Raw genomic sequence first — 18,334 nt, 5'->3', positions numbered from 1 at the left:
GACACCCTCAAAAATAACTCGTCTTATCGTCGCTAGCTAATAAGCTATCCGCTCGAATTTAATCAAAAACTCGTTAGACGCAAGGGTTGAAAGTAAATCAACAAAAAACGGATACACACCAAATGAAAAGTCATACCCAAGCGTGTTGCTTAGTTTTGTATGAATGCATTACATAACTTGAGTATATTTTAAAAGGTTCGCAAGCTAAATGCACGAATTGTAATTAGCTTGTTTTGTTCAACTGTAAATAATCAAGCATCTTTGAGTACAAGATCTGGCACACCCGAAAGGGATTCACACACTAAATCAGCAGCTAACATGTCTTTTTCGTCAAATGTTTGCCCTGATCTCACTAAGACTTTAGTCGTCACACCAGCAGCTTTAGCGGCTTTCATATCTGACCCTTTATCACCAACCATAATGCTTTGGGCAGGATCAATATCGTGCTCTTCGATTGCCTGTAGCAGCATGCCGGGATGTGGTTTACGGCAATTACATTCCTTCAAGTATTCAGGTTGTGCTTTTTTCGGATGATGTGGGCAAAAATATACCCCATTTATTTCAACGTTATTTGCTAAAAACTGCGCACACATCCAATCCGTTAAGGTCTGAAACTGTGCTTCGTCATAGTAACCTCGACCAATTCCCGACTGGTTTGTCACCACCACTATTTTATAGCCTTGCTCGGTAAAACGCTGACACGCCTCGAATACACCATCAATAAACTCAAACTCTTCAATTTTATGTACATAGGCATGATCATGATTGATCACCCCGTCACGGTCTAAAAAGACGGCTTTACACTTCATAACTGCTCTTGCTTTACTGCTTTGTCAAACATGGACTTCACCTGCTCAACATCTATTTGTGCCATTAAATCAGCGCCTTTAACGCGCGTTCCCCAAGGTAATTCATTGGCTGACTTGCCTTTTTGGGCAAGTAGGTTCTGATGATAAACCTCGACAACATAGTGTTGATAAAGATAGGGGCCTGTGCGTTTTGGGTTCGAGTGGGCATACAAGCCAATGACCGGAGTGCCTACTGTCACAGCCATGTGGGCAGGTCCCGTATCTGGCGCTAATACTAGTTTGGCTTGTTTTAACACACAAAGTAGTTCTTTTAGCTGCGTTTTACCTACAAGGTCAACTATATCACAGTTTGCATGCTCAATAATTTCGCGACTCAAAGACTGCTCCATCTCTGTTGGACCGCCTGTAATCACAACACTGAACCCCTGTTCTGACGCATAGTCAGCCAGCGCTGCATAACGCTCAGGTAACCAATTTCGTTCTTTTTTACTAGCGGCAGGCGAAATTACAAAGACCTTCTCTAGATCACCTAACAGCGCTTTAGCCCGAGCTTCATCTTCATCAGAATATGGCATATCCCAGCTAATTTGGTCATCACTCACGCCTATTGCGCGCGCAAAATTGTGAAAACCTTCCAGCACATGGGGTTCTTTTTGAGGCGCGATACGCTGATTTATAAATAAAGAATGCAATTCTTTTGAGCGGCCTTTATCAAAGCCCACCTTTACCTTTGCAGGAATTTGCAATGCAGCGACATTAGCTCTAAATGCCACCTGCATATGCAACAGTACATCAAATTTACGCCCTTTAAAGTGCGCTTTTAAATCTTTAAAAGCGGCCTTGCCACGTTTTTTATCAAATATTACAAACTCAACGCCAGGTAAGTCAGCCAAAAGCATCGCCTCCACTTTACCTATTACCCAGGTAATTTTTGCTTGCGGGTGAGCTCTTTGAATTGCCTGTACGGCAGAGACAGCATGGCAAACATCGCCTATTGCTGATAACCTTAGAATACAAATAGAAGAGATTGAATTAGACACGCAGCCCTACCAAATAAATGAATGAACGCCTGATCTTAAATTAATCATCCTGATTTGCAACACTTGTCCATTTTACTCTGGGCAAAAAGTCGCTAAACTTGCCGCATATTTCCTGTTGTTAAATAAATCATGCTCAAGGTAGAAAAAACGAATAACCAGTACTTGCTCTTGCCAGAACACTCCACGCTAAATATCCACTCTGAGTGGTTTAAAGCTCAATATTGGCGCAACCAAAATGCAATTGTTACGAGTAAGCAAGGCAGAGCAGCCGCATGGTTTATCAACTATCACAAAGACAAGATAGCTGTATTAAAACACTATTGGCGCGGCGGTTTAATCGGCAAGCTGTTGTCAGATCAGTACCTTTATACGGGGTTGGAGAATACTCGCGTTTATCAAGAGTTCCTGCTGTTGTCAGAGCTACATGCACTACACTTACCAGTACCAACACCCATCGCGGCATATGTCGAAGTAAAGTTAGGCATTTATCGCGCAGATATTATTACAGAAGCCGTGCACGGCGCGCAGAGCTTATGTGAGATGTTACGACAGCAAGCGCCCTCTGAACACGTTTTAACCTCTGTTGGACGCACAATCGCACAATTCCATCGCGAAGGTGTCTATCATGATGACTTAAACATCAACAACATCCTTTTTGATCAAACAGGTCAAGTTTATCTAATCGATTTTGATAAAGGCGCAATACGAGAGCTGGATAAGCAGTGGCAACAAGCTAACATAGACAGGCTACATCGTTCTTTTAAAAAAGAAGCAGGAAAATGGCCGACCTTCTTTTTTACAGATGCAGATTGGCAGACTTTAATAAAAGCCTACCAGACTGCATTAGAGACTCACTAGTTTTTAGTTAAGCGCGCTTTTTGAATTACATTAGAAGTGGAACAACCGTCCAAAAAAGACAACACTTCTACTTTACCACCTTGGCCCAAGACGTGGTCGGCGCCTGCAATCTCCTCGACCTTGTAGTCTCCGCCCTTCACTAAAATGTCAGGACTGATAGAAGCGATAAGCTTGGCTGGTGTATCATTTTCTTCAACCTTGCCAAATGGAATGACCCAGTCAACAGAGGCCAACGCTGACAATACCATCGCTCGTTCATTTAGAGGGTTTATTGGACGGTCTGCGCCCTTCAATCGTGCTATAGAATCATCATTGTTAAGGCCAACAACTAGCCTATCACCCATCGCTTTTGCTTGTGCAAGGTATCTCACGTGACCTGCATGCAAAATATCGAAACAACCGTTAGTAAAGACGATTGTTTCGCCATTTTGCTTAGCAAACTCAATATGCTGTAACACATCTTCGAAAGGTGTTTGGTAGTGCTCACCAGTATCTTTTAAATATTGCCCTAGCTTAGCACTTAGCTCTTCAGGCGATACGGTAGCAGCCCCTAATTTACCAACCACAATACCTGCTGCTAGATTAGCCATCTCAACCGCATCTTTGGCATTCATGCCAGCGCCTAACATCGTTGTTAAAGTCGCGATGACTGTGTCGCCAGCGCCTGTTACGTCACTCACTTCCAGTACTTGAGCCGCAAAGTCGTGCTTCTCAGTTTCTGTGATCAATGACATCCCCTGCTCCGAGCGCGTTAGTAACATCGCCTTGATGCCTGATTCTGAAATAAGCTTTCGAGCACTGTCTGTTAACGTTTGTTCGGTCGTTGCATCACCACCAACTAACTTAAATTCATTTAAGTTAGGGGTAATGAAGTCAGCGCCTCTATAATAAGACAAATCACTCATTTTAGGGTCTACGAGTACGGTCTTACCTGCATTTTTAGCAATTTGGATCATTTCCTGAATGTTAGCAAGTGCACCTTTGTTGTAGTCAGAAAACAAGACAAAGTCGTAATTTTCTATCACCGACGCTAACTGCTTGGTTAACAGTTGACTATGCTCAACTTCAAACGGCTCTTCAAGATCCAAGCGCACAACTTGCTGATGTCGACTAATAACGCGCATTTTGGCAATGGTTGGCAGCTCATCAATCACAACCAACTGCGAGTCAATCTTTTGAGATTGAAGGATTTCATTTAGTTTAGCACCGTTGTCATCTTTACCGATGAGGCCTAACAGGCCTACTTTTCCATCTAAATGAGCGATATTTTTTGCAACGTTTGCAGCACCACCAGCTTTATCTTCTAAGCTACTAACCTTGACCACAGGCACAGGTGCTTCAGGAGAAATCCGTCCCGTATCACCATGCCAATACCGATCAAGCATCACATCACCAACAACTAATACATTTGCATTGTTAAGGTTTTGTAAGGCACTTAGGTTCATTTGCTTTGCTCCGCAATCAGTAAGTCAACAGCTTCACATAACCAATGTCCAATAAACATGTGCGCTTCTTGGATCCTCGCTGTTTCATCGAAGTTTATAATGATAGGTAACTTAGCAATATCTTTTACAACACCACCTTCACGACCAGTCAATGCGACTGTGTATGCGCCTATCTCATTAGCAGCAGCTAAAGCTAAATTAATATTTTCACTTGTGCCCGAGGTTGTTAGACCAATCACTAAGTCTTCAGGCTTGCAAAGTGCTTGTACTTGTCTTTCAAAAACAGTGTTGAAATGATAGTCATTACTGTGCGCGGTTAAGATAGAGGTATCTGTTGTCAATGCAATTGAGGCCAGCGGCCCACGCTCTAATTTATAACGTACCACAAACTCTGCAGCCAAATGTTGCGCATCAGCCGCACTTCCGCCATTACCAAACCAAATGACTTTCCCGCCAGCTTGCAATGTTTTCTGACATTGTTTAAGCAACTCCACCGACTCTTCATGGTAGTTTGCCATATTCGTAAACAGTGCCATATGGCGGTTCAAGCTGTCTAAGTAGCTATTTGCTATTTGGTCATTAACTGACATAGTGATCCTTAATATTGTTATTAGCCCAAATACTGGGCCTAACTTCTTTGATTACCCGTGTTTTACCAGTATACATTGACTGAAAGCCATGTGTAATTATCACCATACACATCTTTACCTAAAGTCAGGCTTGTTTCTACTTGGTAGCTGTCAATTTTTCTCGAGTTTGATAATTTGAGTTCACGCATATTCTCGTAATTATCGCTTACGCCACCCAACTCATTTTTATATCCACTCTTATTTTGAACACTTGTTAACTTTAGATTCCACATTGAATCTAAGCTCTCTGAATAGGTTACCTCTAGCACATTGCTCGTTGAAGGTACCCCATCATTAAATGTTCTGTTGTTTGCCAAGGAATTTCCGATAACAAAACCATTGATACTGTTCCCTGTTTTGGCATAAATTTCGTTTACATACCATAGACTGTGCAGATTAGTATGCTCGAATCTGAAAGAGAAGTCGTCGGTAAGGCTTGGTAGATAGACACCGAAGCTAGTTACGTTATTACCAAATAAATAGTTTTTATGCTCTCGAGTATCTTCGCCACCATGTTCAAGGTACCACTCAACCGTTGTCAACCAACTCGTTTTAAATGAGGTCGTTACACTGGCCCACTGGTCGCCAAGTTCATTATCTTTACTACCGGTTACCCCACTGTTGTCATTGCCCGCAGGGTCAAAATATGCCTTTACTACGTCTTTAAAGCCAACCTTTCTGGGCCCACCACCGAATTGCATCACTCGATTAATAGCTACCTTCCAATTCTGCATTGGCTCAATACTAATATGTGTTCCGGCTAATCGAGGCGTGCCATCATGCATTTCTTTTTGATATAGAATGCCATCTTCTACATGCTCTAACTCAGAGTAAAATACTTCAAAGTCAAAGTTCCACCAATTTCTAAGTGGTGAATTCAAGCCAATAGAAGCTGATAGCGGCGCTTGTGCATTATTAGAGTGTATGGTTGCAGAATGTTTGAATGGAGAAAACCAATGTTCCTTATATCCAAGGTTAAGTTGTAGATTTTCCCCGCCCACAGCGTAAAACGTATTATAAGGTACGAGCTTGCCAGATTCGACTCTATACTCTGCACCTAACTGCATCAAAGAGTTATCACTTCCTCTATATATGCCATCTAGAGAGAGTTCAGCATATTCACTTGAGTGGTTACCTCTATCATTGGCAAGTTTTTGTTCTTCGCCAGAATCGATACGTAATTTAACGCCGCGTCGGGTAATGGCATCTCTTTCAAGATAAGGTGCAATACGAGCACGAATACTCGCTTGCAGCGCAGGATCAATCTTGCCAAGCTTAGCGATATGTTGGTTTATTTCTGTAATGCGATATGGCTTGCTCATTGGGGTAATAGCAGTCATGGTAAACATTTTTTCAATTTGATACTCAAGTATCTTATCTTTGCCAATCGGTAGATAAGCAGTTGGCATTGCTAGTGCCATTGTCGAGCTAAGCCCTAAAAAAGAAACAGCAAATAATACTCTTTTATAAGTTGACAACATTTTAATTCATTTGAAATCACAACAGGGCCCGAATACTAGCAAATTTACAGCTTTTGAGCACGCGCGGTTATGTGTAAAATTGTTATAGCAATTTCCATTATCCCGTTAGCGGGTTAGAATACTCTTTTATTTTTTACCTATCGCTATGACCAGATACCTATACTCCTTGCTGTTGCTATTGCTCAGCCCATTTATTGCCTTTTACCTGTATCAAGTAAGAGGAAAAAAAAACACCGGTTATAGGGCGCACTTTGGCGAAAGGTTTGGCCGTGTAAAAAATAAAACCACAAAGAATTCAATTGTCATGCATTGCGCTTCTGTTGGGGAAGTACTTGCAGCCTCACCACTTATTAAGCGCATCCAACATGCTCATCCAAACGAGCGATTACTGATCACCTGCAATACGCCAACAGGTAGAGCTGAGATCCAAAAGCAATTTGGCGACACGGTTGATATGTGCTATTTGCCTCTTGATATCGCGTTCGCAGCAAGAAAGTTCATTAAAATGGTTAAGCCCAAACTGCTTATTGTTCTGGAAACTGAGCTGTGGCCTAATTTATTTTATTACGCTAAGCAAAATCAATGCCCCGTAACCGTGGTAAATGCGCGCCTATCCGAAAAGTCATACCAAGGTTATAAACGCTTTGCCTCCTTGAGCCGCCAGTTAATGAAACACATAGATGTATTAGCCAGTCATAACGAAGAAGATAGTCGCCGTTTTATTGCTCTGGGGCTTGATGCTAGTCGAGTGCAGCTCACAGGTTCGATCAAGTTTGATATTCACATCGACGATGCAGACAAACTCAAACTAAATGCGTTAAAAACACAAATTGGTGACAGACCGGTTTGGATAGCGGGCTCTACACATCCTAATGAACATGAACAAGTCATTGCAGCTCATCAATTAATCCTGCAAAAGCATCCTAACGCCTTACTGATTATTGCGCCACGTCACCCTGAGCAGTTTGACCCCGTAGCTCATATTCTGTCGAGCGAAAACATTAAGTACAGCCGCCGCAGTTCTTCGTATGAAAAAGACTGCCAAGTTATGCTCGCCGATACACTAGGTGAACTCAAGTTTCTTTATGGTGGCGCATCGGTTGCATTTATCGGCGGCAGTTTAATTGAACGCGGCGGCCACAATCCGCTTGAAGCCGCAGCTAGTGCAATTGGGGTTATCAGTGGACCAAGCACTTATAATTTTTCGCATATCTATCCGGAACTGATGGCCATGAATGGCGCTATCCTGTGCCAAAATGAAAAAGAGCTTGCAACACAGGTCACCTCTTATCTAGGCGATGTTCAATCCGCTCAAACACTAGGCCAAAATGCGTTTACGTGTTTGGCAAAAAACCAGGGGGCAATTAACCGAACCCTTAAAGTTATCAACGCACTTTTGGAGCAGTAAATGTCTCAGCACGTTATTAATTCTATGCAAAACTGGGTAAGTAAAGTGATTGTAAAGTATAACTTTTGCCCGTTTGCAAAAAAGGAAGTGGAACAGCAATCCATTCACTATCAAGTGAGTTCAGCGGTCTCACATGAGGATGCCGTAATGGAAATGCTGCAAGAGTGCTTTGAACTAAACACTCTCCCTGAACGAGAAACTACACTGTTAATATTTTCAGAGGGGTTTACCTTGTTTGATGACTTTTTAGACCTTGTTGATCTTGCCAATGCAATGCTCTGTGCGCAAGGTTTTGAAGGTAAGTATCAAATAGCTAACTTTCACCCTGATTATGTCTTTGCTGACAGCGATGAGGCCGATCCGGCCAACTATACCAATCGTGCGCCCTATCCAACACTTCACCTTATTCGTGAAGACAGTATGGCCATGGCCTTAGAACAATATGATGATCCTGAGTCTATTCCCGACAATAATATACGACTCGCAAGGCGTAAAGGTGAAGCTTTTTGGCAGCAGCTGCTATCGCAGTGCACCGCTCACAAATAACTGTATTTCAAACTTTAAAAAGAAACAGCGCCCATGGGCGCTGCAGTATGCTTATTTCTTGACCCACTTGCCATTGACTTGAATAAAGTGGCCTGATGAGGTTTTTTTATAGGTTTTTTCCGCAGCAAGCTTTTCAACTTGTGCCAAGCTAATTTTATTTTTCTTCGCGAGTTGTTGATATTTCGCTTTGCGCTTTTTATTTATGTCCGCAACAAGTTTTTTCACACTAGCAGAACCCTTGATCACACCTAAATAGCCTGCTGAGTTCTCACCCACAAAGCCCTGCGTTTTCGCTTCATTGATGGTCATTGCCATCACTGAAAAGCTCAAGCAGGCTGCCGCAATTGTTGTCAAAATCATTTTAGCTTTCATGTTTAGGCTCCCTTAGAATAATTCACTGTCTTCGCTAAACAGATCATCTAGCTCTTTATCTACTTTTACGCGGATTTCGTGATCCACTTTAACATTTAAATTGATAGTGATTGGCTCTTTCGTCTCTACTTGCACTTTATGCGTGCATGCTGACGTCAACACAACCAGCATCAAGGTTAGCATCCATTTCATGCTCTCTTGCTCCTATTTATTTAATGCTTTCTCTACTTCATTCGTTATCTCATCACTTAAACGCAATGCTCTAAACAATTGAAAAATATTCTCACTATGTGTGTAATTAAAGTTTATCGGTTGCTGTGCCTGCTCATTAACACCTACAATTTCTACAGCTAAATCTAGCCAACCATCAGGTGACAAAGCAACATCGCTCGATAACTTTTCTATTTCTAGATTTTCTAACAAACTAAATGCGGTATCTATACCCGCTTGGTGCGACTTTAATGCTTCAACTGACTCATTATTTTCGATACTTAGAAAGCCCACATCAATGTTAGTTAACTTACCATTTGTAATCTCAAACGCGCTTTGCTCAATAGAAACGGGTAGCTTGCCTGAGACACGCCCGCGAAGCTCAACACCCGCGTTTTTTCCGGCTTCTGATATAAGTGCAAGGTCCCAATTGTGCGCCTCGATTAAAAAGCGTTGATCACCCTTAGATAAATTAAATTTTTGTGCAGTGATTTCGCCATCAAAAATTGTCGCTCTAGCATCGCTTAGGATCAGCGTGTTATTCATTGATGACAGTTTTGCTGACACATCTGTAAGGACAGCACCTGAACGAACTTCCTCTATATCGAGCACAGTCTCAGAAAGTGCCAACTGCCCATTATTGAACTTTCCCATAACAGGTAAGTTAATACCATGCAGATAGTGGGAGTCATACAAAACCCCACCACCTTTCAAGTCGGCTTTAAACTGATAGCTTTGAGTCGCCAAATCTCCAGCAACCTCAGCAGATATAAAGCCTTCACTCAGCTGTAATTGAGGTGCTAGCTGACTAACGAAAGGTTGCAGTGTCATAAAGCTCTGCTCGGGTACATTTAACAACACTTGGTTCAGCTCTCCATCCAAAATGTGGTCAATGCTAAACTCAAAATCTTCTAAATGAGCTATATGCTTGAGTTTTACAGCATCTTGAATACTGCCGGAAGTCGTCAATACGGCGTCGCGAAACGACAGATTTGGATTTGCTATTAGCCCCAAATGCATCTCGCCATCGATACTGGCATTAATCTTTTGACTTGTGACTTTGCCCGAAATTATTGACGTTTGATTAATATCTTTTCCTCTTATCTCCCTCATTTTAAACGAGCCTATGTCTAGCTCAGTATTAGCTAAAAGATCTCCTGATTCGCTGAGCTCTGCATGCGTCTGTAAGAGCACATGCTTACCCGATAGTGTCTGTAGTTTATATTTCTGTGCACTGAGTTGGGTGTTTATTTCATTTATCTGTATCGGAAGAGCATGTTGCATGCTAAGACGAGTTAGGTGTATCACTGATGCGCTATCAATGTTTAATTCAGTATTGTCCAGCTGTATATCCTGAACATTAACCTCACTGGCAGTAAACTGCGCATTCACTTCTAAGTTAAGAGCCTGTGAAGGGTCACCAGCTAATGTAAATGCCCCTTGGCTAACTAAGTCAGTAAGCTTTAGGTTACTTGGTATTACAAGAAATGCATTGCTTACTATCCAATCACCAGATATGTGTGTCGATAGAGGTTCATATAAAAAAGAGGATTGTAATGCAACCAAACCAAAAACCTCAGAGTGATGGTTAACATCCAAACGGCCTTTTGCAGCTAGGTTGTTATAATTGAAAGTAAAAGCGTGAACTTGAACCTCAGAATCACTGTTCGAATCAGACAAAGTTAGTTGAGGAATCAATACCTCTGCTTGGCTAATTTCGAGATTTGAATCAAAAGCTGCAACCCACTGGCTACTGAACGTACCATTAGGCACATGCGACTGCGCATTGATAAAATCGGCACAGCGGGAAGCGTCAAGCTGTAAAGGTAGCCTAGACGCATCGATTCCACCTTGTGTGTCATTTAGGTGCCAACTCCCCGATAGTTGACCTTTACTCACAACATCAACTTGGCATTGTTTGTCTTTTTGATAGTGAGCACTCAGCTCAACTTCAGTTTCATACTTAACCATCACACCATCCGTCGATAAGTTGAAAGTACCTGCCAGCTGATTAACTTGTTCTGGTAAGTAATGTGCAATGGCCGCACTGTGCAGTTCAAACTGAGCTTTCACTCGTTGAGGAGAGATTTCTATGCCCGCCAAGAGCTCTCCCGCTACCTCAAATCGGTTCAACTGAGTTTCTTTAACCGACAACTGCAAAGGTCGCTTCAACAACGGGGAGTTAATATCTAGATGAACGACATTAACCAGAGGTCGGCGTTCTGGAAGTGGCAAGTTTAGCGTTTGCATTGCACTTTCTTGTGCATCTTTTTGCCGCCGTTTGTGCGTGATGCTTAACAAATCAGCATCTAAACGCTCTGTGGATATCGCAATGTCTTTGCCTAACACCAAAATATCATCACTTTCAAAACACACTTCATCTACTGTGACTTCTATAAGTCCTGATAATGACCAATCTAAGCAAGTGAGTTGCCCCTGAGGTAGATAGTACTTAGCAACCGCCAAACTTAGCGGCACCCTAAAGACAAAAGTAATAAAAACAACGAATAGCAAAGCCATCGCAGCGAAGATAAAGTTGCGGCGCATTCGATCCTAGATAATTTAGCGACTTAAGGCTGTTAGTTTAAGCCATCATTGCTGCAATGTAATGTAGAACTAAGTAAGAAGTTGTAAAATAGCCTAAGCGCTTGCTACAACTGAAATAAAATTTAAGTTTCCTATAATTTAAATGCGACTGTTGCTCGCCCTCATAAAAAATATCAAAGGAATTATAAAGTTGTTACGTAATATTATCTTAACTGCGCTTTTAAGCATCACACTAACTGGGTGTGAAGCCACCTTCATCCCTTCCGAAAATGTGCTCATCGTCAAAAACACTGCAATATTGAAGACGGACGACACTCCACCAATAGCGACTCGTAAAAGACTACAACTTGAAGTCATGAAAAGTAGGAACTTAAAGGAACTTAACAAGTTAAGTTCCTTTAATATTTTGACAACCACAACCACAACCGCTACCAACTCTATACCAACAGGTTAAGGCGACGCCTAAGCGAGCTTGCCACTAGCAATAAAAAAGGCCACCTAAGTGACCCTTTTCAAAAGTTAAAATCCGCTCGGTTAACCCACATTCTTATGTGCGTTACGGAACATACGCATCCAAGGGCAGCCCTCTTTCCACTCTTGTTACGGATATCGCTGCCAAGAGTAGCTTTTATAAAGCAATAAAAAAGGCCACCTAAGTGACCCTTTTCAAAAGTTAAAATCCGCTCGGTTAACCCACGTTCTTGCGTGCGTTACGGAACATACGCATCCAAGGGCTGTCCTCTTTCCACTCATCTGGGTGCCAAGAGTTAGCAACTGCACGGAATACACGCTCTGGGTGCGGCATCATTACTGTTGCGCGACCATCTGTTGACGTGATACCTGTAATACCTTCTGGAGAACCATTCGGGTTGTTCGGGTATTGCGTTGTTGAATTACCAAAGTTATCAACGTACTGAACCGCGACCGTGCCAGACTCCAATGCTGCTTTTACTGCTGCGTCGTTTGCAAACTCAGCATGACCTTCACCGTGAGATACTGCGATTGGCATACGAGAACCAGCCATACCTTGGAAGAAGACTGACGGGCTTTCTTGTACTTCAACAAGGCTGAAACGAGCTTCAAAACGCTCTGACTTGTTGGTTACAAAACGTGGCCAGTGCTCAGTGCCTGGGATAAGTTCTTTCAATGTTGATAACATCTGACAACCGTTACACACACCTAAGCTGAACGTGTCTTGACGCTCAAAGAATGTTTGGAACTGGTCGCGTGCCATGTCATTGAATAGAATCGACTTAGCCCAACCTTCACCAGCACCTAATACGTCACCGTAAGAGAAACCACCACATGCAACAAGACCCTTGAACTCTTCTAGCGTTAGGCGACCTTCAAGGATATCACTCATGTGTACGTCTACTGCTGCAAAGCCTGCACGGTTAAATGCGGCTGCCATTTCAACGTGTGAGTTAACACCTTGCTCACGAAGGATTGCCATCTTAGGCTTAGCACCTGTTGCAATGTAAGGTGCAGCTACGTCTTCGTTTAAGTCGAAGCTTAGTTCTACGTTAAGACCAGGATCTTTTTCGTCAAACTTAGCATCAAATTCTTGCTTAGCGCACTCAGGGTTATCACGAAGTGCTTGCATCTTATAGGTCGTTTCAGCCCAAATAGTACGTAGTTCAGTACGTGTATTTGCAAGTACCGCTTCACCACCACGGTTGAAGATAACTTTATCTTCTGTGTTTAATGCACCGATAGTGTGGCTGATTGCTGCAAGGCCGTTACCTGCTAACACAGCTTCAACTGCTGCAAGGTCAGAGTTGCGAACCTGAATGACTGCACCTAGCTCTTCGTTATAAAGCGCTTCGATGTCAGAACCTGTTAGGCTATCAAGGTTTACAGTGACACCTGTACGGCCTGCGAATGCCATTTCAGCTACGGTAGTGAATAAACCACCGTCTGAACGGTCGTGGTAAGCAAGTAGCTTCTCGTCAGCCACAAGTGCTTGCATCGCGTTGTAGAAGCCTTTTAATAGCTCTGGGCTATCAACGTCAGGCGTCTTATCACCAAGCTGCTTGTAAACCTGTGCAAGACTTGATGCACCCATGCGGTTCTGACCGGCACCTAAATCAACTAGGATTAAGCTTGAGTCACCTTTATCAGTGCGAAGCTGAGGCGTTACTGTTTTACGAATGTCTTCTACACGGCCAAATGCAGTGATAACTAGAGAAAGTGGTGCAGTAACCGCTTTATCTTCACCGTCGTCTTGCCATGTTGTCTTCATTGACATTGAATCTTTACCAACTGGGATAGTTAGACCAAGTGCTGGACATAACTCTTCACCCACAGCTTTTACTGCTTCGTAAAGACCTGCGTCTTCACCTGGGTGACCCGCTGCAGCCATCCAGTTTGCAGATAGCTTGATGTTCTCAAGACCACCAATGTTTGCGCCAGCAATGTTAGTTAACGCTTCTGCTACTGCCAAACGTGCAGATGCACCATAGTTTAGAAGTGCCGCAGGTGTGCGCTCACCCATTGACATTGCTTCACCGTGGTATGTGTCAAACGCAGCTGCTGTTACAGCACAGTTTGCTACTGGTACCTGCCAAGGGCCAACCATTTGGTCACGTGCAACTAAACCAGTAACCGTACGGTCACCAATCGTGATAAGGAAAGTTTTCTCAGCAATTGTTGGTAGACGAAGTAAACGCTTAGCAGCTTCTTCAACGTCGATGCTGTCAGTCTTAAGTGCTTCACCAGATACATGCTTCGACTCAACGTCACGGTGCATCTTAGGTGCTTTGCCAAGTAATACTTCAAGCGGCAGATCTACCGGGTTATTGTCGAAGTGGCTATCCGCAACCGTTAAGTGACGCTCTTCTGTTGCTTCACCAATTACAGCGTACTGTGCACGCTCACGCTTACAGATTTCTTCAAAACGTGCAAAGTCTTCTGCCGCTACAGCAAGTACGTAACGCTCTTGTGACTCGTTACACCAGATTTCATGTGGTGCCATGCCCGGCTCATCATTCGGGATGTTACGTAGTTGGAATTTACCACCACGGCCACCGTCGTCTACTAACTCAGGGAATGCGTTTGAAAGGCCACCCGCGCCCACATCGTGGATAAACGCAATTGGGTTTTCGTCGCCTAGCTGCCAACACTTGTCGATAACTTCCTGGCAACGGCGCTCCATCTCTGGGTTTTCACGCTGTACAGAAGCAAAGTCTAGGTCTTCGTTTGACTGACCAGAAGCCATTGATGATGCAGCACCACCACCAAGACCAATGTTCATCGCAGGGCCACCTAGTGCCACTAGCTTAGCACCTACTGGAATTTCACCTTTTTGAACATGCTCGGTACGGATGTTACCTAGACCACCTGCAAGCATAATTGGCTTGTGGTAACCACGAACTTCTTCACCGTTGTGGCTGTTAACTTTTTCTTCGTAAGTACGGAAATAACCAAGTAGGTTAGGACGACCAAATTCGTTGTTGAACGCCGCGCCACCTAGAGGGCCGTCAATCATGATGTCTAGAGCATCAACGATACGACCAGGCTTGCCGAAGTTAGTTTCCCACGGCTGCTCAAAACCAGGAATACGAAGATTAGATACGGTAAAACCAACTAGGCCTGCTTTTGGCTTAGAACCGCGACCTGTTGCGCCTTCGTCACGAATTTCACCACCAGAACCGGTCGATGCGCCCGAGAACGGCGCAATTGCCGTTGGGTGGTTATGGGTTTCAACCTTCATCAAGATTTCAATGTTCTCTTGATTGTAGCTGTATTCACCTTCTTTATTTGGGAAGAAACGCCCTGCTTTAGAGCCCTTCATTACTGCCGCGTTATCTTTATACGCAGACAGTACGTTTTCTGGGTGCGTTTCGAATGTGTTTTTGATCATTTTGAACAGCGACTTAGGCTGCTGCTCACCGTCGATTGTCCAATCAGCGTTGAAAATTTTATGACGACAGTGCTCTGAATTCGCCTGTGCGAACATGAATAGCTCGATGTCGTTCGGGTTACGACCTAGTTTAGTGAAATTTTCTACTAGGTAATCAATTTCATCATCAGCCAATGCAAAACCTTGCTCTACGTTTGCAGTAGCAAGTGCTTCTCGGCCACCGCCAAGAATATCTACAGATGACATTGGGCGCGGCTCTTCAACACGGAATAACTGCCCAGCATCTTCTAATTGGCTGTGTACAGATTCCGTCATGCGATCATGAAGTAGCTTAGAAACTTCATTTAATTGCGCAGCGCTTAAGTCGCCTTCAACATAATATGCGATGCCACGCTCAACACGATGCACCTTATCAAGGCCACAGTTATTAGCGATATCGGTCGCTTTTGATGCCCATGGTGAAATAGTACCGATGCGAGGAGTCACTAACACTAGTGCGCCTTCTGGCGTATGTTCAACGGCAGTTGGCCCATACGTTAACAGCTTGCTCAGTTTGTCTAATTCTGCTTCTGTAAGTTCAGCAGTTAAATCAGCAAAGTGCATGAACTCGGCATAAACACCAGTAACAGGTAATTCTGCATCCGCGCAGCTTTTAAGTATCTTTTGGACTTTAAAATCAGAAAGTGCAGGTGCACCACGTAGGATTAACATAGATATTTCATCCGGGGTTAAGGATTGAACGATATTTTGGGCCGCTATTATAGTCGAATTGGCGCACAGATTTAACTCAAAATTGTCATTTATCGAAAAAAACCCTCTTCACAAATTTACATAGAACTGAGAGCATAAGATTTAGAGGATACTTTTTGATCTTTACTCTTTGTTTTTCAACTTCTAACAAGACAGTTTGCAAAGATGTCTTAAGACTCAGAAATAAATGAATCAGGAGCGTTATGGTAATTTTGAGGTTGTTTGGCTTAGTCACAGTTTGCATCGTGCTCACACTACTTGGAGGGTGTGACAAAACGCCACCTAATCAATTGCAGCAAGTAAAAGCAAACAACAAGCTTAAAGTCGGCACTTTAGTGGGCCCTGCAACCTATTATCAAGGCTCTACGGAAGAAGAGGGATTTGAGTTTGAGCTGGCAGGCGCATTTGCCCAAGAACTTGGCGTAAAATTAGAAATAATCCCTTTTTTTAATTTAGAAAAACTATTTGAAAGTTTAGAACAAGGCCAAATAGACATTATCGCGTCGGGAATAAGCTATCATTCGAGTCGCGCAAAAAACTTTCGTTTTGGGCCTTACTATCGCGAGATTAGCCAAAAGCTGGTGTATAAACAGGGGAAATCAAGACCAAGGCACTATGGTCAGCTTGATGCTCCCGTTACGGTATTGGCAAATAGCCACCACCTGCTGTCACTGCAAGAGGCGAAAGTTGATAACCCCAATTTGAACTGGCAAACCACGACTCTACTTGATCAAGAGGAACTCCTACTGGGTATCCTCAATGATGAAATTGATTATACAATCGTAGATTCTCACTCTCTGGCGCTTTTTCGTCGCTATCATCCTAATTTGAGTATTGCTTTCTCAGTTACACAATCGGACCCGATAGCTTGGGTAATGAAACAACAAGCAGACGACTCATTATTTGCGCTACTTATGCCATTTTTTGCGAAAGTACAATATAGCGGTCAACTAGCAACACTCGAAGAAAAGTATTTTGGGCACGTAACTCGGTTTAATTATGTTAACACCGTCGCTTTTGTAGAGGCGAGTAAACAAACACTTCCAAAATATGCCGAGTGGTTTAAAACATACTCTAAGCAGTACAACTTGGACTGGCGACTGCTCGCAGCGCTCAGTTATCAGGAGTCAATGTGGAACCCGAGAGCAAAATCTCCTACGGGAGTTAGAGGTATAATGATGCTTACGCAAAGTACCGCCAAAAGCGTGGGCGTTAAACATCGATTAAAACCTGAGCAAAATATCCGCGGAGGGGCCCGTTACCTTGCCAATCTAATTTCTCGTGTCCCCGATGAAATCACCAACCCTGACAGAACTTGGTTAGCACTAGCTGCGTATAACGTAGGTATGGGTCACGTGCGGGATGCATTAAAATTAACTGCTCAACAGGGGGGCGATCCAAACAGTTGGGCCGATGTTAAAAAACGACTACCACTGTTGACAAAAAAGCGCTACTATCGAAGCACAAGATATGGATATGCGCGTGGCGATGTTGCGGTACATTACGTTGATAACATACGTCGCTACTTTGACGCTCTAGTCTGGTTAGACGAAAACGGGGCGCTCCCTTTCAGTTCTGGCGAATAAATTGCATCCCAGCATCGTTGTCATAAGCCTGTCACAATAAACAGGTATTTCTGTCACGCGTAAGTTTTTTCTCTCTCACAAAGGAGGTTCTGATGCTTAGAAGACGTCGAACTCATCAATTTAAACGCAATACTCGCAACACCAATCCTAATCGTCGCCGAGTCATGCTTAAAAACATCCACAAGAAAATCTTATTGCGCCGCCGTATTTATTCACTACTCCAATTAGCGGCAGATACCAAAGCGGCTCAGTCTTGAGCCGTATTAGCCTGTTGCGCTTGGCGTGCTTTTTTTGCCGCTTTGTGCTCTTTACGTCTGCGCTTAAAGAAGCTAGATAACTTCTTTCCACATTCTTCGGCAAGCACACCAGATGTGACTTCGGGCTGATGGTTTAATTGCGGTTCTTGCAATAAGTTCATTACAGAACCCGCTGCACCTGTTTTAGCATCACTTGCACCATAAACCACCCGCTTAACACGCCCATGCACCAACATGCCAGCACACATTGGGCAAGGCTCCAAAGTGACATATAGCGTGCAATCAATGAGGCGATAGTTTTTTATTTTTTTACCAGCTTCACGAATAGCCATCATCTCAGCGTGTGCCGAAGGGTCATGATGACCAATCGAGCGGTTCCAGCCCGCCGCGATTAGTTCACCATCTTGAACAACCACAGCGCCAACGGGAATCTCATTTTCGGCTTCGGCTTTGTCCGCATAGCTTAGCGCTTGGCGCATCCAGTACTCATCTTGCTCTTGGGCAGTCATATTCAATATTGCAATGTAAATTTGG

15 protein-coding genes are annotated in these 18,334 nt (G+C 43.4%); 5 read left to right on the top strand and 10 right to left on the bottom strand.

Going from position 1 to position 18,334, the window contains the following annotated elements; all coding sequences use genetic code 11:
* Positions 1 to 251: 251 nt before the first annotated feature.
* Positions 252 to 809, bottom strand: coding sequence for a D-glycero-beta-D-manno-heptose 1,7-bisphosphate 7-phosphatase (gmhB, locus tag N480_RS14050; protein ID WP_063373117.1), 558 nt, complete (start codon positions 807 to 809; stop codon positions 252 to 254).
* The gene (locus N480_RS14045; protein WP_063373116.1) at positions 806 to 1,849 is read right to left on the bottom strand and encodes a glycosyltransferase family 9 protein; all 1,044 of its coding nucleotides are present in this window, start codon (positions 1,847 to 1,849) and stop codon (positions 806 to 808) included. Before N480_RS14045 ends, gmhB begins: the two co-directional genes overlap by 4 nt.
* 129 nt (positions 1,850 to 1,978) lie before the next feature.
* On the opposite strand from N480_RS14045, the gene N480_RS14040 reads away from it, so the two are divergent.
* The gene (locus N480_RS14040; protein WP_063373115.1) at positions 1,979 to 2,707 is read left to right on the top strand and encodes a 3-deoxy-D-manno-octulosonic acid kinase; all 729 of its coding nucleotides are present in this window, start codon (positions 1,979 to 1,981) and stop codon (positions 2,705 to 2,707) included.
* Here the strand turns inward: N480_RS14040 and hldE are convergent.
* The 3 genes from hldE to N480_RS14025 form a co-directional block, all read right to left on the bottom strand.
* A complete protein-coding gene (hldE, locus tag N480_RS14035; protein ID WP_063373114.1) occupies positions 2,704 to 4,152 on the bottom strand; it encodes a bifunctional D-glycero-beta-D-manno-heptose-7-phosphate kinase/D-glycero-beta-D-manno-heptose 1-phosphate adenylyltransferase HldE in 1,449 nt (482 codons plus the stop codon). The genes N480_RS14040 and hldE overlap by 4 nt on opposite strands.
* On the bottom strand, positions 4,149 to 4,742 hold the full coding sequence (locus tag N480_RS14030; protein ID WP_063373113.1) for a D-sedoheptulose-7-phosphate isomerase: 594 nt from the start codon (positions 4,740 to 4,742) through the stop codon (positions 4,149 to 4,151). Before N480_RS14030 ends, hldE begins: the two co-directional genes overlap by 4 nt.
* Before the next feature lie 62 nt (positions 4,743 to 4,804).
* Complete coding sequence (locus tag N480_RS14025) at positions 4,805 to 6,202, bottom strand: capsule assembly Wzi family protein (RefSeq protein ID WP_231102264.1); 1,398 nt, start codon at positions 6,200 to 6,202, stop codon at positions 4,805 to 4,807.
* A gap of 205 nt (positions 6,203 to 6,407) precedes the next feature.
* Between N480_RS14025 and waaA the strand changes: the two genes are divergently transcribed.
* The gene (gene waaA, locus N480_RS14020) at positions 6,408 to 7,670 is read left to right on the top strand and encodes a lipid IV(A) 3-deoxy-D-manno-octulosonic acid transferase (RefSeq protein WP_063373111.1); all 1,263 of its coding nucleotides are present in this window, start codon (positions 6,408 to 6,410) and stop codon (positions 7,668 to 7,670) included.
* The gene (locus N480_RS14015; RefSeq protein WP_063373110.1) at positions 7,671 to 8,216 is read left to right on the top strand and encodes a DUF1415 domain-containing protein; all 546 of its coding nucleotides are present in this window, start codon (positions 7,671 to 7,673) and stop codon (positions 8,214 to 8,216) included. It begins immediately after the preceding gene.
* 51 nt (positions 8,217 to 8,267) lie between these two features.
* Here the strand turns inward: N480_RS14015 and N480_RS14010 are convergent, their stop codons facing one another.
* From N480_RS14010 to purL, 4 genes are all read right to left on the bottom strand, one after another.
* Positions 8,268 to 8,588, bottom strand: coding sequence for a YdbL family protein (locus N480_RS14010; RefSeq protein WP_063373109.1), 321 nt, complete (start codon positions 8,586 to 8,588; stop codon positions 8,268 to 8,270).
* 12 nt (positions 8,589 to 8,600) lie between these two features.
* Positions 8,601 to 8,780 carry a YnbE family lipoprotein gene (locus N480_RS14005; RefSeq protein ID WP_063359409.1) on the bottom strand — a complete coding sequence of 60 codons (180 nt, stop codon included), beginning with the start codon at positions 8,778 to 8,780 and terminating at the stop codon, positions 8,601 to 8,603.
* Between the two features lie 12 nt (positions 8,781 to 8,792).
* Positions 8,793 to 11,345 (bottom strand): YdbH domain-containing protein, encoded by a 2,553-nt coding sequence (locus tag N480_RS14000; RefSeq protein ID WP_063373108.1) that lies wholly within the window; start codon positions 11,343 to 11,345, stop codon positions 8,793 to 8,795.
* 688 nt (positions 11,346 to 12,033) lie between these two features.
* Positions 12,034 to 15,918, bottom strand: a complete 3,885-nt coding sequence (purL, locus tag N480_RS13995; RefSeq protein WP_063373107.1) for a phosphoribosylformylglycinamidine synthase — start codon at positions 15,916 to 15,918, stop codon at positions 12,034 to 12,036.
* 242 nt (positions 15,919 to 16,160) lie between these two features.
* On the opposite strand from purL, the gene mltF reads away from it, so the two are divergent.
* Together mltF and N480_RS25620 are read left to right on the top strand one after the other, a co-directional pair.
* On the top strand, positions 16,161 to 17,543 hold the full coding sequence (gene mltF / locus N480_RS13990) for a membrane-bound lytic murein transglycosylase MltF (RefSeq protein WP_196761496.1): 1,383 nt from the start codon (positions 16,161 to 16,163) through the stop codon (positions 17,541 to 17,543).
* Between the two features lie 92 nt (positions 17,544 to 17,635).
* Complete coding sequence (locus tag N480_RS25620; protein WP_196761495.1) at positions 17,636 to 17,800, top strand: hypothetical protein; 165 nt, start codon at positions 17,636 to 17,638, stop codon at positions 17,798 to 17,800.
* On the opposite strand, the gene tadA is transcribed toward N480_RS25620, so the two are convergent.
* Positions 17,791 to 18,309, bottom strand: coding sequence for a tRNA adenosine(34) deaminase TadA (tadA, locus tag N480_RS13985; protein ID WP_063373106.1), 519 nt, complete (start codon positions 18,307 to 18,309; stop codon positions 17,791 to 17,793). The two genes, N480_RS25620 and tadA, sit on opposite strands and share 10 nt — an antisense overlap.
* Positions 18,310 to 18,334: the final 25 nt, after the last annotated feature.

Source organism: Pseudoalteromonas luteoviolacea S2607, assembly GCF_001625575.1.
GTDB classification, from domain to species: domain Bacteria; phylum Pseudomonadota; class Gammaproteobacteria; order Enterobacterales; family Alteromonadaceae; genus Pseudoalteromonas; species Pseudoalteromonas luteoviolacea_E.
Note: the sequence above shows the minus strand (reverse complement) of the source record. Positions and strands in the feature narration are given on the sequence as shown.

Coding starts and splice junctions, on each gene's coding strand:
- purL (WP_063373107.1), bottom strand. CDS start 15,918: ATGTTAATCCTACGTGGTGCACCTGCACTTTCTGATTTTAAAGTCCAA.
- N480_RS14030 (WP_063373113.1), bottom strand. CDS start 4,742: ATGTCAGTTAATGACCAAATAGCAAATAGCTACTTAGACAGCTTGAAC.
- hldE (WP_063373114.1), bottom strand. CDS start 4,152: ATGAACCTAAGTGCCTTACAAAACCTTAACAATGCAAATGTATTAGTT.
- gmhB (WP_063373117.1), bottom strand. CDS start 809: ATGAAGTGTAAAGCCGTCTTTTTAGACCGTGACGGGGTGATCAATCAT.
- N480_RS25620 (WP_196761495.1), top strand. CDS start 17,636: ATGCTTAGAAGACGTCGAACTCATCAATTTAAACGCAATACTCGCAAC.
- N480_RS14025 (WP_231102264.1), bottom strand. CDS start 6,202: ATGGCACTAGCAATGCCAACTGCTTATCTACCGATTGGCAAAGATAAG.
- N480_RS14010 (WP_063373109.1), bottom strand. CDS start 8,588: ATGAAAGCTAAAATGATTTTGACAACAATTGCGGCAGCCTGCTTGAGC.
- N480_RS14000 (WP_063373108.1), bottom strand. CDS start 11,345: ATGCGCCGCAACTTTATCTTCGCTGCGATGGCTTTGCTATTCGTTGTT.
- N480_RS14005 (WP_063359409.1), bottom strand. CDS start 8,780: ATGAAATGGATGCTAACCTTGATGCTGGTTGTGTTGACGTCAGCATGC.
- tadA (WP_063373106.1), bottom strand. CDS start 18,309: ATGACTGCCCAAGAGCAAGATGAGTACTGGATGCGCCAAGCGCTAAGC.
- N480_RS14015 (WP_063373110.1), top strand. CDS start 7,671: ATGTCTCAGCACGTTATTAATTCTATGCAAAACTGGGTAAGTAAAGTG.
- N480_RS14040 (WP_063373115.1), top strand. CDS start 1,979: ATGCTCAAGGTAGAAAAAACGAATAACCAGTACTTGCTCTTGCCAGAA.
- waaA (WP_063373111.1), top strand. CDS start 6,408: ATGACCAGATACCTATACTCCTTGCTGTTGCTATTGCTCAGCCCATTT.
- mltF (WP_196761496.1), top strand. CDS start 16,161: ATGGTAATTTTGAGGTTGTTTGGCTTAGTCACAGTTTGCATCGTGCTC.